Consider the following 15,692-nt stretch of genomic DNA (forward strand, 5'->3'; position numbering starts at 1 on the left):
GCCCGGCCAGCGGATCGACGGGCGCGCTCACTTGCCGGCCGCGACCGTCGCCTGCGCGATCTTCTGCTGCGCCTGGCGCAGCGCGGCATCGGGCGCTGCCTGCCCCGTCAACGCGAGCTGCAACTGATCGCCGAGAATGCTCTCGACCTGCTGCCAGTCCTTCACGCGCGGCCGTGCGCGGCCAGCCTCGAGCGCCTTCAGTTGATCGGGATACCAGCGGTACTGGCGCACCAGCGCCGGATCGTTGAAGACGCTGCGGCGAGTCGGCGGAATGCCGATGCCGGCGAGGCGCGTCTGCGTATCGCGCGCGCTCAGGTAAGCGAGGAAGTCCTGCGCGAGCTTCGCGTGCGGTGCGTCCTTCGGAATGCCCATCTGCCAGATGCCGAGCATCGGTGCCGGGCCTGCGGTCTGCCCCGGCGGCGGCTGCAGCGCGATCTGCCCGACCACGCGCGACTGCTTCGGATCGTCGAGCGCCGGCACCCACGCCGGCCATACCTCGATCGACTGCGCGGCCGTGCCGCGCTGCAATGCATCGCGCACTTCGGCCGCGCCGTACACGTCGACGTCCTTCGGCGCGAACGCCTTCAGCGCGAGGAACGTCTTCAGTGCAGCCTGCGCTTCGCGCGAATCGATCGTCACGTTGCCGGCATGGTCGAACACGTCGCCGCCGTACGCCCACAGGATCGGCAGGAACCCCGTGACGACCGGGTTGCCTTTCGTGCCGCGGAACACGACGCCCGACACGCTCTTGTCCGCGCCACCGACGGTCTGTGCGATCTTCAGCACGTCGTCCCAGTTGCGCGGCGGCTGCAGCTTGTACTTCGCGAGCAGATCCTTGCGGTACGCGAACATCTCGACGTTGCCGACGATCGGCAGCGCGTACAGCGCACCGGCCGCATTGCGGCCGAGCGCGACGGCGGACGGCACGAGATCGGCGTCCGCGAGCGACGCGGGCAGCGGCTTCAGCCAGCCGTTGCCGATGAATTCGGGCGCCCACGTGTCGTCCATCATCACGAGGTCGTAGGCGCCCGTGCCTTCGCGCATCGACAGCTTGAGCTTCTGGTACAGGTTCGCGTTCGGCAGCTTGAGCAGTTCGATCTCGGTGCCCGGATGCAGCTTGTTGAAGCCGGCGACGGCGTCGGCCAGCCCTTTGCCGTAGATGTCGTCGCGGCCCGCGATGACGAGATCGGCGGCCACGGCGTGCATGGCGGCGAAGGACAGCGCAAGGGCGACGGACAGCGCGCGCAGGCGGCTCGGCAAGGTCATGAGGTCTCTCTCGTTCGGCGTGGTGGCGGGACGGCCAGGCGTTGCACACGTGTGCAACGCGGGGGACGCGGCTGGCCGCCTGATGCGAACGCCATTGTTCACGCCGATCGTTAAGAATTTATGGCACGCGTCGAATGCCGGTGCGCGGCATTTGCCGTCGTACCGCTCGCGCCGGCCGTATCGATCGTGCCGTGATGCGACGACGGCCCGGAGGTCAACCAGGCACGCCATGCGCGCCCGACCGGCCGCCTCATGCCCGCAGCAGCAGCCGTCAGAAGTTCACGCGAATCCCGGCCAGCACCGCCAGTTGCCGGCTCGAATTGCTGTTCGCGAGCACCGGAATCTGCGCATAGTTCGCCGCGTTGCCGTTCGCGTCGGTGCCGAGCCCCGTGCCGCTCGCGATTTGCCCGATCGCGACCGCATACAGCGCCGTGCGCTTCGACAGGCTGTAGTTCGTGCCGAGGTTGATCTGGTGGAACCGCGTCGTACCGCGCCCGTCCGTATGCGCGGCGTTGAAGATGTACGCGACGCCGCCTTGCAGCGCCGGCGTGAACATGTACGTGACGTTCAGCTCGCCGACGTCGAACGTGAACGCCTGCGTGCGCGGCTGTGCGGCGGTCGAGAAATAGCGGCTGTCGCCCAGGCGCGTATGCGTGTAGGTCAGCGCGACCGTCGCCGCGCCGAACGTGAGCGATCCGCCCGCGCCGAACGCGCGCATCGAGCCGGCATCCTGCAGCAGGCAATACATCGCGCCCGGGTTGCCGCACGCGAAATCGCCGATATAGCCGCTCGCGCCGCCGAGCGCCGCGTCGAGCGGCTGATGCAGGTCGAGATAGCCGAGCGAGAACGCCACCGGCGCACGGGTGTACGTCGCGGCCACCGCATAGCCGCGCTTCGCGGAAAAATCGCCGGCCTGCCCACCGAAGCTGAACGTGCCGCCGAACGTGAGCCCGTTGAAATCGGCGCTGGTGAATTTCACCGCGTTGTTGAAGTTGAAGGCGGCATTGAGGTTGTCGACGTCGCCGAGATGCGAGCCGTACGGCGTCGCCCAGTTGTTGCTCGACACGTACGCGCCGAGCATGTCGGTGTACGAGTCGTATTGCCGGCCGAGGCCGAGCGTGCCGATCCCGTCCTGGCGCAGCCCGACCCATGCCTGCCGGCTGAATGCGGTGCCGCCCTGCAGCGCCTGCCCGCTCGCCGACAGGAACTGCTGCTCGAGCGTAAATACCGCATCGAGGCCGCCGCCGAGCGGCTCGGCGCCCTGGAAGCCGAAGCGGGACGGCACGAGGTTGCCGCCGCCCATCTGCCACGCATGGCCGCCGCCCGTGCTGCCGTCGGCGCGCGTGAACTGCTGGTTGGTCGAATAGATGATGCCGGTGTCCACGGTGCCGTACAGCGTCACGCTCCCCGAGGTTTGCGCGTGCGCGTGCACGCAACCCAGCATGACCGCGGCCGCGGCCAGTCGTCGTCCGTTCTTCATGTCCCGCCCCTCCATGTTCATCGATTTGCACTGCGAACCGATGGTGTTGTCGATATGGGTGGCAGGACTTTATCCAGCGAAAATTCCGGACCCCTATCCCAAATCAGCAAACGGTGACGAGGACGGGCGACGCACGACGGCGCCGTCGCGGCAGGAGGACGTCATTCGGGCCGCAAGGTTTGCGACGGCAACTCGCCGAACAGGTCGCGATACTCGCGCGCGAAATAGCCGAGATGCGTGAAGCCCCAGCTCGCGGCGGCTTCCCCGACGCCGAGCTGCTGCACCGGCGTCGTGCGCAGCAGGCGACGCACCGCGTTCAGCCGGATCGTGCGCAGGTAGCCGACCGGCGTGACGTCCGCCACGCGCTGAAAGCTCGTTTGCAGCGTGCGGCGGCTGCAGCGCAGCGCGCGGCACAGTTCGAGCACGGTGACGGGTTCTTCGGGCCGCTCGCGCAGATGCTTCTCGCAGCGGCTCACGATATCGCTGTAGGTGGCGTGCGTGATGTCGCGGCGCTCGACGCCGATGCCCTGTTCGAGTGCATCGAGAAACATGCCGAGCATCGCGTCGCGAAACATCTTGCGGGTGGCCGCATATTCGAGGCAGCCCGGGTTGCGCTGGGCATCGTCGATCAGCGCCGACAACCGCATGCCGAGCGCGACGCCCTGCGCATCGGACAGCCGCGTCACGTGCCGCAGCCTGCGCGCAGCAGCCGCACCGAATTCGGCTTCGCACAGCTCGTCGACCATGTCGGACGCCGCGCTGATCCCGACGAGCCCCATCCCTTCCGGCGTGTGGAATTCGAAATCCTCGCCGGCGCGCAGCGCGAGCAGCGCATAGCCGTCGACCGGCTGCCCCTGGAACGTACCCGCGAGCGGCACGGACAGCGGCACCGCGAGCGACGTGCGCCCGAGCGGCGCGAGCCCCGTTTGCGCGACACGCCGGTTGGTCGTCTCGCGGAAGAAGTGGAAATCGTCGTACAGCACCTGCGTGACGGTGCCCTTGAAGCGGCCCGGCGTCATCTGACGATAGACCTGATGCCAGCCCGCGATCGCGAGCCCGTGATCGTGCACGTCTTCGTGTGAGCGTGACTGGAACAGCATCGGCGTCTCCGGTAAAACCCTGGGGTGCTGGACGCGGCCGCCCGGTTCGCGCGGCACGCATCGCCATAGCTTACCCTCGCAAAATCCCGCGTAGTACGGTTTCGAACGCGAGACAGGCCGCCGACAGCGCCGCGGCCTGCTCGTCGATCAGCCTGACATAGCGGCGAAACGACGGCATCCGGTTCACGACCTCGCTGCCGCCGAACGGCACGATCGCGAGCGTCCAGCGGCCGTCGCGCGCGTCGATCGCGCAGTCGGTCAGGTGCAGCGGCCGCAGCGCGTCGGCCAGCGCCGGCTCGGCGATCAATGCAGCCAGCGTGTCGACGAAGCGCGGGTCGCATCCGGGCGCGGGCGCCGCCTCGATGCCGGTTCGACGCAGCCAGCCGGTCTGCCGCACGCGCGCGCTGCCCCGCGCGGCCGGGCCGTCGGCGGCCGCCGTCACCTTCACGCCGACCGTATGCATCAGGAACTGGCGCTCGACGCGCTCGTCGATGCTCACGCGCACACCGTTCGACAGCCGCGCCGTGACACCACCGACGCCGCCAACGCCGCCGCCGGCATCGCGCACGGCCCGCAGATCGGCGAGCACGCGCGCGGCGATCGCGCCGGAGCGGTGACCGGGCGGCGGCGCATCGGCCGCCGCGCGCCATCGGGCGAGTACGGCCTTCACGGCGCGACGTGCTCGTTGCGCAGCACGTCCTCGACCGGCACCGGCTTGAACGGATGCCGGCGCTGCACGACGAGCGTCCAGAACAGCGCGTACAGCGCGGTGAGCCCCAGCATCGCGCCGAACGGCACGTAGATGTCGCGCGGGTTCATCCCGGGCGGCGTGATGTACCAGATCGCAAGCACGATACCGACGCTCGACACGATCTGCGGCAGCGGGAACAGCGGCGAACGGTACGGCCGCGGCAGGTCCGGGCGGCGGATACGCAGCATCACGACCGATGCGGTGACGAGCAGGTACGCGATGCCCCACGCGCAGGTCGCGGCAAGCACGAGATGCAGGATGCTGTCGAGATTGCCGTTGATCAGCCACGCATGGAAGATCGGCACGACCGCCGACGCGACGATGCCGACTACCGGCGTCTTGAAACGCGGATGCAGGTACGCGAAGCAGCGCGGCAGCGCGCCGTCGATCGCCATCCCGTACAGAATGCGCGGCAGCCCGGCCATCAGCGTGTTGATCGTCGCGGCGCCCGCGCACAGGAACGCGATGCCGAACCACACGCGGCCGAATGGCCCGAGCACCTGCAGCGCGAAAGCGGGAATCGCGCCCGGCGTGTCGAGCAGGTGCGTGAGGCCGTCGGGGCTCACCGGCACGTTCGCGACCTGGCGGCGGATCGCCGCGCCGTACAGGAACATGCAGATCGCGACGCCGACGAGGCCGAGCGCCATCGCGCGCGGGATCGTGCGGCCCGGCGCCTTCATTTCCGGCGCGAGCGGCGTGACGAACTCGCAGCCGACGAACATGAACATCGCCATCCCGACCAGCGACAGCACGGCCGGGATCGACGTGCCGACGGCCGAGCCGCCGAACCAGCCGTCGAGATGCACGGCCGGCGCGGCCGCAAGCCCGAGGATCCCGAAGATCATCAGCGACAGCCACATGCCGGCCGTCAGCACGATCTCGAGATTGCTGAATACCTTGATGCCGACGATGTTGGTGATCGCGAACGTGACCACGAGGCCGACGCCGACGAGCCATGAACTGTTGTGCTTCTCGAACGCGGCGTTCAGCGACTCGAAGTTCACGAGCGCCATGATGCCGCTCAGGATCGTCTCCGCCGTGCCGGCGAACACGTGCACGAGGAAATACGCGGAAATCGTGCCGGTGATCGCCCAGAAGCGGCCCAGCCCGCACGACAGGTAATCGTAAACCGAGCCGGCCGTCGGCAGCATCGCGGCGGCTTCGGAGAACGTGGTCGCCTGCGCCTGCATCATCACGAACGCAACGATCATCGCGACCGCGAACGCCCAGCCGCCCATCCCGAAGCCCGACGTCGCGGTGAGGATCACCGGGCTCGCCATGATGAGGCCGACGGCGCTCGCCAGCGCGGTCGGGAAACCGACCGCACCGGCCTTCAATGCGGCGCCGCCGCCCGCTTCAGCCGGCAAGCCGGCGGACGTATCGCCCGCGGCGCCGGTCATTCCCGACCATCCCGACATCGTTGTCTCCTTCGTTGGTTGGCCCGAGCCGACGCTTCATCGGCGCCGGGGCCGGATGCTCTGCGGTCGGCCCCGGGGCGGTGCTTCAGCCCGACGAGACCCGGGGCCCTTGTCGATCACGGCGTGATCCGATGTCGAAAAAATACGCAGGCAAAATAATCCGGTCATAGCGCAAATCGGCAAACCCGCGATGGCGTTTACCCTCCGCCGCGGGTTTGCCGTCATGCGGTCACGCCGTCATGCGAACGGTACGGCCTCGAAGCCGGCCGCGAGCGCATCGACGATCCGGTCGAGCTGTTCGCGCTGGATCACGAGCGGCGGCGACAGGATGATCTTCGTGCCGACCGGACGCACCAGCACGCCGTTTTCGCGCGCGACTTCCGCGACCGCGTTCGCATAGCCCGACAACGGATCGATCGGCTCGCGCGTGTCCTTGTTCGCGACGAGATCGAGTGCGAGCATCAGCCCCTTGCCGCGCGCCTCGCCGACTGCCGCGAAGCGCTCCGCGAACGGCTGCAGCGCTTCGAGCAGGTACGCGCCCTGCTTCGCCGCGTTCGCCGGCAGGTCTTCCTTCACGACGATGTCGAGGCTCGCGATCGCGGCCGCGCATGCAACCGGGTGGCCGGCGTACGTGTAACCGTGCATGATCGCCCCGCCGAAATCGGCATTCGCGGCGAACGCATCCTCGATCCGCGCGTTCACGACCGTCGCGCCGAGCGGCACGTAGCCCGACGAAATCCCCTTCGCGAGACACATGATGTCCGGGCGCACCCCCCAGCCGCGGCTGCCGAACAGGCTGCCGCTGCGGCCGAAGCCCGTCACGACTTCGTCGGCGATCAGCAGCACGCCGTAGCGGTCGCACACCTCGCGCACCAGCGGCCAGTAATTGGCCGGCGGCACGATCACGCCGCCCGCGCCCTGGATCGGCTCCGCGATGAACGCGGCGACGGTGTCCGGGCTCTGGAACTGGATCTCGCGCTCGAGCATTTCCGCGCAGATCCGGCCGAGTTCGTCCGGGTCCTGCGTGAACGGGTTGCGGTACGGCCACGGCGTCTCGACGTGGAAGCAGCCGGGCAGGTTCGGTTCGTAGTTGCGGCGGAACACCGTGTTGCCGTTCACCGACGCACCGCCGAAATGCGTGCCGTGATAGCCCTGCTTCAGCGAGATGAACTTCGTGCGATCGGCCTGGCCGCGCACCTTCCAGTACTGGCGGGCGATCTTCAGCGCGGTCTCGATCGAATCGGAGCCGCCCGAGCTGTACAGCACGCGGCGCATCCCTTCCGGTTCGAGCATGTCGATCAGCTTCTTCGACAGCTCCTCGGCGCGCGGATGCGAAATACCGTCGAACAGCTGGAAGTATTCGAGTTCGTCGAGCTGACGCACGATCGCGTCCTTCACTTCCTGGCGGTTGTGGCCGACGTTCACGTTCCACAGGCCCGCGACGCCGTCGACGAGCTTGCGCCCCTCCTCGTCGAACACGTAGCAGCCGTCGCCGCGCACGATACGGATCGGCTTGCGCTGTTTCATTTCGTTCGGGTGCAGCATCGGGTGCCAGAATTTCGCTTCGTTGTAGCTCATTGCAGTCTCCATGGTCGGATCGGTTGAATCGGTTCGTTCGGATTCGTTCGGGTTCGAGCGCCGCGCGTCAGTGCGCGATGCAGACGGATTTGGTTTCGGTGAAGCCTTCGATCGCGTACTGGCCGAATTCGCGGCCGATGCCCGATTGCTTGTAGCCGCCGAACGGCATCGACGGATCGAGCGGGATATGGCAGTTCACCCACACGGTGCCGGCCTCGATCTGCGGCACCAGGTTCATCACGCGTTTCAGGTCGTTGCTCCAGATGCTCGCGGCGAGGCCGTACGGCGACGCGTTCGCGAGGCGCACCGCGTCGGCCGCGTCGTCGAACGGCACGACGACGATCACCGGGCCGAATACCTCGTCGCGCACGATCGCGCTGTCCGGATGCGGATCGGCAATCACGGCCGGCTTCACGTAATAGCCGGGCAGATCGTCGGCCGGCGTGCCGCCCGCGAGGAACGTGAGGCCCGCGCGGCGCGCGCCTTCGATGTGCTCGACGACCTTGTCGCGATGGTGCGCGGAGACCAGCGGGTTGATCTGCGCGGTGGTGTCGAGGCCAGCGCCGAGCTTCATCGACTGCGCGACGCCCGCGAGGCCCTCCGCGAGCGGCGCGAACTTGCTGCGATGCACGTAGATGCGCGACGCGGCCGCGCATACCTGCCCCTGGTTGAAGAACGCGCCGGCGGCCACGCCGTCGAGCGCCTGCGCGACGTCGACGTCGTCGAGCATCACGATCGGGTTCTTGCCGCCGAGTTCGAGCGAGAAGCGCGTCATGTTCTGCACGGCCGCCGCGCCGACCAGCTTGCCGGTCGCGGTCGACCCGGTGAACGAGATCTTCGCGATCGACGGATGGCTCGCGAGCGCCGCACCGCAGACGCGCCCACCCGTGACCACGTTGAACACACCGGGCGGCACGCCGGCGTCAAGCGCGAGTTCGGCCAGGCGCAGCGCGGTGAGCGGCGTTTCCGGCGACGGCTTCAGCACGATCGTGCAGCCGGCCGCGAGCGCGGGAATCAGCTTCCACACCGCGATCATCAGCGGAAAATTCCACGGCACGATCGCGGCGACCACACCCACGGGCTCCTTGCGCGTATAGGCCGTATAGCGTGCGCCGGGCGGGAACGGGATCGACACGTCGAGCGTCTGGCCGGTGATCTTGGTCGCCCAGCCGGCCATGTAGCGCACGTATTCGACGCTCGCGCCGACCTCGATCGCGCGCGACACGTGAATCGACTTGCCCTGGTTCAGCGTTTCGAGTTGCGCGAGCGTTTCGGCGTCGGCTTCGATCAGGTCTGCGAGTTTCAGCAGGATGCGTTCGCGGTCGGCCGGCCGCAGCCCGCTCCAGACGCGCGCGTCGAATGCGTGTTTCGCGCTGGCGACCGCGCGGTCGACGTCGTGTGCGTCCGCATCGGCGACGGTCGCGAGCCGCTCGCCCGTGGCCGGGTCGTACACGTCGAGCCGCGCGGCCGCGTGTGCGGGCTGCATTGCACCGTCGATGAAGAGGCCGAAATCGCGCGCGACGAAAGTGCGCACGGTGTCGCTGACGGCGACGAAGTTCGTGTTGCTCATGGGCGTCTCGTTGATGGTCGTGGCTGGATCGCGTGCCGGTGAGGCACGCGTGCGTCGGACCACTGTATCGACGGGGAATCGCGCCCGGTGAGCGCAAATTGGCAGCGCGTGGGACGCCGGGAGGGGCGAGTTCGTCCCCTGCGGCGACGCACGGGCGGAGCGGAGCCGTAACCCGGCTCGATATCGCCGCGGGCAGGGCTGCCCGCGCGCGGAACGATTACAGGAACAGCGCCCCGACCAGCTCGGTGCGGTTCGATACGCCGAGCTTGCGGTACATGCGCATCAGGTGCGTCTTGATCGTCGGTTGCCCGAGCGCGAGATCGCGTGCGATCTCCTTGTTCGAGCGGCCGTCGCGCACGAGCCGCGCGATCTGCTCCTCGCGGTAGGTCAGGCGTTCTTCGCAGCCGATCCGGTGGATGCCGCGCCGCGCGCGCAGCAGCGGACTCAACGCGGCTTCGGCGACCGGCTGCAGCCGCGCGAGCGCGTCGATCTCGCCCGGTGCGAACCGGCCGGAGCTGCCGCTGCCGCTGCCGTTCGCGTCGCCAATGCCGAAGCGCAGCAGCGAGAATGCGCCCACCGTCCGGCCCGCATCGCGCAGCCAGATCTCGACGACGTCGGCCACGTCGTGGCGCCGCAGAAAACGGGTCCAGTACGCGGACGCATCACGTCGCTCGTCGGGCAGTTGGGACGCGAGCGTGACGACCGCGCATTCGCCCTCCGCGCAGCGCGACGGATGGAGCGGATCGAGCATCCGGTAGCGGGCGACGTAGGTGCGATGCATCGATTCCGGCATCCCGAACAGCTCGAAATCGGCCGGCTCGCCGCTCCGGTCGAGCCGGTAGAACACGATCGCCGACGGGCTCGCGAATGCGTCGAACGCATCCACGCACGCGCGCAGCGCGCGTTGCCAGTCGGCGCGGGCGTGGTCGGCGGAAACGGACAAGATGGGCATGGGAAATCGGCCGGCAGGCGAACGCATCGAATCTCGACGGTCGGGCCAGCCTACCGGCGCCGAAAAGCGCCGGTGAGCACAAATCGGCAAATCGTCCCGGCCCGGCCGCGGCGGCCGGTTCAACCAGGACGATATCGGCGCGCGACGGTGCGCGCGCGTCGTTTCAGCGTGCGTTCGCGGCGAACGTGTCGCAGGCGCTCACCTCACCCGACTCCATCCCGCGCCGCAGCCAGTACACGCGCTGCTCGCTGGTGCCGTGCGTGAAGCTTTCGGGCACGACGTAGCCCTGCCCTTGCTGCTGCAGCCGGTCGTCGCCGATCGCCGCGGCGGCCTTCAGCCCCTGCTCGAAATCGCCCGGCTCCATCAGCCGCTGGTTCGCGCGCTGCGCGTTGTTCGCCCACACGCCGGCAAAGCAGTCGGCCTGCAGCTCCATGCGCACCGACAGCGCATTCGCGCGCGCCTGGCTCGACCGCCGCCGCGCGGCGTCGACCTTGTCGGCGATGCCGAGCAGGTTCTGCACGTGATGGCCGACTTCGTGCGCGATCACATAGGCCTGCGCGAAATCGCCGCCCGCGCCGAAACGCTTGCGCAGCTCGTCGTAGAAGCCGAGATCGATATACACGTTGCGGTCGCCCGGGCAATAGAACGGCCCCATCGCGGTCTGGCCGGTGCCGCACGCGGTCGGCGTCGAGTTGGTGAACATCACGAGCTTCGGCGGTTCGTACTGCGCGTGCAGCTGCGTGTTGAACACATCCGTCCACGTGCGTTCGATATTGCCGAGCACCTTGCGCGTGAACACCGCGCCGGGATCGTTGGCCGGCGCGCCCTGGCGCTGGGTCGGCGCGGGCTGCGCCTGCTGCTGGCGGCCCTGCAGCGCCGACGCGCCTTCGAGCACGACGCGCGGATCGATACCGAAGAAATACGATGCGGCGAGCGCAACCACGATCGTGCCGATGCCGATCGTCGCGCGCCCGCCGCCGAACCCGCCGGCGCCGCGTCGATCCTCGACGTTGACGCTTTCTCTTTCGTCGTCCAGCCTCATTGCCGGCCCCTCCCTGTTCTTTTGTCGATGGTCCGGCCGCGCCAGCGCGCAACCGGGCGATACGCCGTGGCGGCACGAGCCGTCGGCGGACGCGATACCTGTGCCGCGGACGCCCGCTCGCGCCGATTCCGCCTGCCGCCCGATTCGTACGACGGAACCGGCCGACCGACGCGCCGCGCGCCACTGCGCGCGCGCGCCCGCGCTATTTTGCCGGGCTTTCGCGGCTTATCGCAAAAATGTGGAGGATAGAGCGATTCGGCGGCGAACATCGTCAGCCTTTGCAAAATGCGCGACGGCCGCCGCGCCCGGCCGCCCGGACAGCCCGCATTCATCCTTTCGGCGGATACCGGGGCGCGCCCGCGCCGCATAAAGTGGCCGGACCGCCCCTTTTCCGGAGAACGACATGACGCAACCGCCCGCCCGCACGATCGCGATCACCGGCGCAGGCACCGGCATCGGCGCCGCGTGCGCGCGCCGCTTCGCCCGTCGCGGCGACCGCGTCGTGCTGATCGGGCGCCGCCAGGCCCCCCTCGACGCGCTGGCTGCCGAAACGGGCGGCCTCGCGCTCGCGGGCGACGCCGCCGGCACCGCCGACTGGGCCGGCTTCCTGCCGCGCATCGCCGAGCGCTTCGGCCGCGTCGATGCGCTCGTCGCATGCGCAGGCGGCCACGGTGTCGGCCGTGCGGACGAAACCGACGACGCGCAGTGGCGCGACGCGATGCGCGCGAACCTCGACACCGCATTCGTCAGCGCGCGCGCGTGCCTGCCCGACCTGATCGCGCAGCGCGGCAATATCGTGCTGGTCGCGTCGATCGCGGCGCTCGCGGCCGGGCCGGGCGTATGCGGCTACACGGTCGGCAAGCACGCGCTGCTCGGGCTGGCGCGATCGCTCGCACGCGACTACGGCCCGCACGGCGTGCGGGCGAACGCCGTCTGCCCCGGCTGGGTCCGCACGCCGATGGCCGATGCGGAAATGGCACCGCTGATGGCCGCGCACGGCGATTCGCTCGACGAGGCGTACGCCCGCGTCAGCGCCGACGTGCCGCTGCGGCGCGCGGCCGAACCCGACGAGATCGCGGCCGTGTGCGCATTCCTGGCGTCGCCGGACGCATCGTTCGTGACCGGCGCGACGCTCGTCGCGGACGGCGGCGCGACGAGCGTCGACGTGCCGACGCTCGCGTTCGACCGGCTTTGACGCCACCGGAAGGCGTCGCACGCGCCGGCCCGCGCCCGAATCCATTAACATCGTCCGGATCCGCCGCCCGGCGCGGCACCGCCTCACCGTTCGGAATGCGATGAACATCCGGTTTCTGGAAACCTTCGTCTGGCTCGCGAAGCTGGAAAACTTCCGGCTCACGGCCGAGAAACTGCACACGACGCAAGCCGCCGTGTCGAGCCGCATCGCATCGCTCGAGGAGGCGTTCGACGTGCGCCTGTTCGACCGCAACACGCGCTCGGCCACGCTCACTCCCGCGGGCCGGCGCATGCTGGCCTACGCGGAGCGGATCGTGCGGCTCGACGGCGAAATGCGGCGCGACATCGACGCGGCGAGCGATGCGGGCCTGATCCGGATCGGCGTGATCGAATCGATCGTGCACAGCTGGTTCCCCGCGCTGATGGCGCAACTGCGCGAGCGCTATCCGCGCCTCGACGTCGAGATCACGAGCGACACGACGCTGCATCTGATCCGGCTGCTCAGCACCGACGGCGTCGACCTGATCCTGCAGACCGACCCGGTGCCGGGGCCGGACTTCACGAACCTGCCGCTGTGCGAATTCCCGGTGCGCTGGGCCGCGAGCCCGCGCCTCGGGCTCGGCGGCCAGCCGCTCGACGTCGCGCGCCTGGCCGGGTTTCCGATCATCAGCTTCTCGCGCCACTCGGGGCCGCATGCGACGATCGAGCGGCTGTTCGCAGCCGTCGAACGGCCGGCCAGCATCAACTGCATCACGTCGGTCGCCGCGATGATCCGCCTCGTCGCGGACGGCTTCGGCGTGGCCGCGCTGCCGCCCGCGATCATCGGGCGCGAACTGCACGAAGGCACGCTCGAACTGCTCGACGTCGAGCCCGAGTTCCCGGCGCTGCCGCTCGTCGCGACGTACCGCAGCCAGGGGCTGCCGGTCGCCGCGCGCATCGCGGAACTCGCGAGCGAAGTCGCGCGCCCGACGGCAGCCGCCGCGAACCTCGCGAAGCCGGCCGCCCCCGATCGCGTCGACGCAGCGCCCACGTGCAAGGCAACCGGGACGAAGACGAACACGTCGGCGAAAACGAAGCGCACGGCGAAGGCCGCATCGCCTGCCACACCCGCCGCGAAACGCCGCCCGCGCCGCTCATAAGAAAACCTGTTCACCGCGAATTTGTTTTCTTGTTGGACGGGCGCGGCCCGCCTTCGGGACACTGAGGTTCCTGACACCCCGTCACGAGGACCCCCGCGATGACCCGCCTTTCCCTTCCGCACGGCCAGCTTTGCGTCTGGACGGATATCGACCCCACGCACGAAGCCGATTTCAACGCGTGGTACGACCGCGAGCACATGCAGGAGCGTGTCGCGATTCCCGGCTTCACGCATGCGCGACGGTTTCGGGCGACCGACGGCGGCCCGCGCCGATACCTCGCGCTGTACGTGACGGACGCGCTCGACGTGTTCCGCGGCGACGCGTACCGGCGCGCGTTCACGCAGCAGACCGCGTGGTCGCTGGCGAACTTCGAGCGCATGACGGGCACGCAGCGGCGCGTCGGCGAGCTGACGATCGAGGCCGGTGACGGCGAAGGCGCGCATCTCGCGCTGTTCGTGTTGCCGCCGGACCGCATCGACGTGCCGCACCTGCGCGAGCGCTTCGACGCCGCGCTGCACGAACCGGGCATCCACGCCGCGCGGCTCTTCCGCACGTCGCCGGACCTGTCCGCGCCGATCGGCGCCGCAGCGGCCGCCCGCCCGGCCGCCGATGCGCTCGTGCTGATCGAAGGCAGCGACGCGGCGGCCACGCGTCGCGTGGCGGCGACGCTCGCCGGGCACGACGACGTGCGCACCTTCGACCTGCTGTGGCGCGCCGCCGCGCCGCTGCCTGCCCGGCGACGCGACACCGAAGCCGACGCGGCCGCCGCTGCCGCCCTGCCTGCCTGAACGCTCGACGCCGACGCCCACGCCGGCCCCGCGCTTCATCCCGTCATCCGTCACGACCTGCCCGATACCATGAGCACTCTCGTCCAGCCCGCCGCCCACGCGCCCCGCCGTGTCCGCAACAGCCGACTCGCGACCGCGAGCATGATCGGCACGTCGCTCGAGTGGTACGACTTCACGATCTACAACACGCTCGCCGCGCTCGTTTTCAACCATCTGTTCTTTCCGTCGGTCGATCCGCTGGCCGGCACGATCCTCGCGTTCTCGACCTATGCGGTCGGCTACGTGTCGCGTCCGCTCGGCGGCTTCGTGTTCGGCAACCTCGGCGACCGCATCGGCCGCCGCGCGGTGCTGATGCTCACGCTCGTGCTGATGGGTGTGACGACCGCGCTGATGGGCGCGCTGCCGACCTACGCGCAGGCCGGCATCCTGAGCCCGATCCTGCTCGTCGCGCTGCGTTTCGTGCAGGGCGTCGCGCTCGGCGGCGAATGGGCCGGCGCGGTGCTGCTCTCGGTCGAGCACGGCGACCAGAAACGGCGCGGGCTGTCCGCCTCGTGGACGCAGATCGGCCCGTCGTTCGGCACGCTGCTCGGCACCGGCTGCATCGCGCTCGTCACGCTGTCCACCACGTCCGACACGTTCCTGTCGTGGGGCTGGCGCCTGCCGTTCGCGGCCAGCGCACTGCTGGTCGTGTTCGGATTCTGGCTGCGGCGCGGCGTCGACGAAACGCCGCAGTTCGAGCAGCTCGCCGAATCGCACGCGACCGCCGACGTGCCCGTCGCCGACGTGCTGAAGTACCACTGGAAGCGCCTGCTGATCGCAGGCGGCTCGCGGATCGGCTCGGACGTGCTGTATGCGCTGATCGTCGTGTTCACGCTGACCTACGTGACGACCGTGCTGCACCTGTCACGCCCCGTCGCGCTGACGGCCGTGATGATCGGCACGGCCTGCAACGCGCTCGCGGTGCCGTTCTTCGGTGCGCTGTCGGACCGCTTCGGCCGCCGGCCCGTGTATCTCGCCGGCGCGCTCGCCGGCATCGTGTGGGCGTTCGCGTTCTTCGCGCTGCTCGATTCGGCGCGCCCTGCGGCGATCGTCGCGGCCGTCGCGATCGGCCTCGTGATCCATGCGGTGATGTACGGCCCGCAAGGCGCGTTCGTGACCGAACAGTTCCCGACGCGCGTGCGTTATGCCGGCGCGTCGCTCGCGTACACGCTCGCCGGCATCGTCGGCGGCGGCTTCGCGCCGCTCGTGATCGCCACGTTGTTCCGGCAGACGGGCACGACGACGGCCGTGTCGCTGTACGTCGCCGCCGCGCTCGTCGTCACGTCGATCGCACTCGTCGCCGCGCGCGAGACCGCGCACCGGCCGCTCGAGGATTGAGCGCAGCCGCCAGCCGATTCATTCCTTCGCACTTCAA

13 protein-coding genes are annotated in these 15,692 nt (G+C 69.4%); 4 read left to right on the plus strand and 9 right to left on the minus strand.

Translation table 11 applies throughout. From position 1 onward, the window contains the following. Positions 1 to 27 precede the first annotated feature (27 nt). From WS89_RS00505 to ypfJ, 9 genes are all read right to left on the minus strand, one after another. Positions 28 to 1,266 (minus strand): ABC transporter substrate-binding protein, encoded by a 1,239-nt coding sequence (locus WS89_RS00505; protein ID WP_059789118.1) that lies wholly within the window; start codon positions 1,264 to 1,266, stop codon positions 28 to 30. Between the two features lie 271 nt (positions 1,267 to 1,537). Next, entirely contained in the window at positions 1,538 to 2,746 is a 1,209-nt protein-coding gene (locus WS89_RS00510; RefSeq protein WP_059789119.1) for a porin, read from the minus strand. A 161-nt stretch (positions 2,747 to 2,907) separates the two neighbouring features. After that, positions 2,908 to 3,846 carry a helix-turn-helix domain-containing protein gene (locus WS89_RS00515; RefSeq protein ID WP_034204494.1) on the minus strand — a complete coding sequence of 313 codons (939 nt, stop codon included), beginning with the start codon at positions 3,844 to 3,846 and terminating at the stop codon, positions 2,908 to 2,910. A gap of 70 nt (positions 3,847 to 3,916) precedes the next feature. Then, positions 3,917 to 4,516 carry a DUF3156 family protein gene (locus tag WS89_RS00520; RefSeq protein ID WP_059789120.1) on the minus strand — a complete coding sequence of 200 codons (600 nt, stop codon included), beginning with the start codon at positions 4,514 to 4,516 and terminating at the stop codon, positions 3,917 to 3,919. After that, positions 4,513 to 6,015 (minus strand): APC family permease, encoded by a 1,503-nt coding sequence (locus WS89_RS00525; RefSeq protein ID WP_059789121.1) that lies wholly within the window; start codon positions 6,013 to 6,015, stop codon positions 4,513 to 4,515. The genes WS89_RS00520 and WS89_RS00525 overlap by 4 nt, the downstream gene beginning before the upstream one ends. A 237-nt stretch (positions 6,016 to 6,252) precedes the next feature. After that, on the minus strand, positions 6,253 to 7,593 hold the full coding sequence (locus WS89_RS00530) for an aspartate aminotransferase family protein (protein WP_059502710.1): 1,341 nt from the start codon (positions 7,591 to 7,593) through the stop codon (positions 6,253 to 6,255). Between the two features lie 67 nt (positions 7,594 to 7,660). Continuing rightward, positions 7,661 to 9,163, minus strand: a complete 1,503-nt coding sequence (locus tag WS89_RS00535) for an aldehyde dehydrogenase family protein (RefSeq protein ID WP_059789122.1) — start codon at positions 9,161 to 9,163, stop codon at positions 7,661 to 7,663. A 217-nt stretch (positions 9,164 to 9,380) separates the two neighbouring features. After that, positions 9,381 to 10,115: a helix-turn-helix transcriptional regulator gene (locus tag WS89_RS00540; RefSeq protein WP_059789123.1), complete on the minus strand. Its 735-nt coding sequence runs from the start codon at positions 10,113 to 10,115 to the stop codon at positions 9,381 to 9,383. A 163-nt stretch (positions 10,116 to 10,278) separates the two neighbouring features. After that, positions 10,279 to 11,157, minus strand: coding sequence for a KPN_02809 family neutral zinc metallopeptidase (gene ypfJ, locus WS89_RS00545; RefSeq protein WP_034204488.1), 879 nt, complete (start codon positions 11,155 to 11,157; stop codon positions 10,279 to 10,281). Positions 11,158 to 11,560: 403 nt separating this feature from the next. On the opposite strand from ypfJ, the gene WS89_RS00550 reads away from it, so the two are divergent. The 4 genes from WS89_RS00550 to WS89_RS00565 all read left to right on the plus strand — a co-directional run bounded on the left by WS89_RS00550 (position 11,561) and on the right by WS89_RS00565 (position 15,655). Next, on the plus strand, positions 11,561 to 12,352 hold the full coding sequence (locus WS89_RS00550) for an SDR family NAD(P)-dependent oxidoreductase (RefSeq protein WP_059789124.1): 792 nt from the start codon (positions 11,561 to 11,563) through the stop codon (positions 12,350 to 12,352). A 100-nt stretch (positions 12,353 to 12,452) separates the two neighbouring features. Continuing rightward, positions 12,453 to 13,490 (plus strand): LysR family transcriptional regulator, encoded by a 1,038-nt coding sequence (locus WS89_RS00555; protein WP_059789125.1) that lies wholly within the window; start codon positions 12,453 to 12,455, stop codon positions 13,488 to 13,490. A gap of 98 nt (positions 13,491 to 13,588) precedes the next feature. Next, positions 13,589 to 14,278 carry a DUF4286 family protein gene (locus WS89_RS00560; RefSeq protein WP_059789126.1) on the plus strand — a complete coding sequence of 230 codons (690 nt, stop codon included), beginning with the start codon at positions 13,589 to 13,591 and terminating at the stop codon, positions 14,276 to 14,278. Between the two features lie 141 nt (positions 14,279 to 14,419). Then, positions 14,420 to 15,655, plus strand: coding sequence for an MFS transporter (locus tag WS89_RS00565; RefSeq protein ID WP_373558376.1), 1,236 nt, complete (start codon positions 14,420 to 14,422; stop codon positions 15,653 to 15,655). The last annotated feature ends 37 nt before the right edge of the window (positions 15,656 to 15,692 follow it).

The sequence above is a fragment of the Burkholderia sp. MSMB1072 genome (assembly GCF_001524725.1).
GTDB lineage: Bacteria > Pseudomonadota > Gammaproteobacteria > Burkholderiales > Burkholderiaceae > Burkholderia.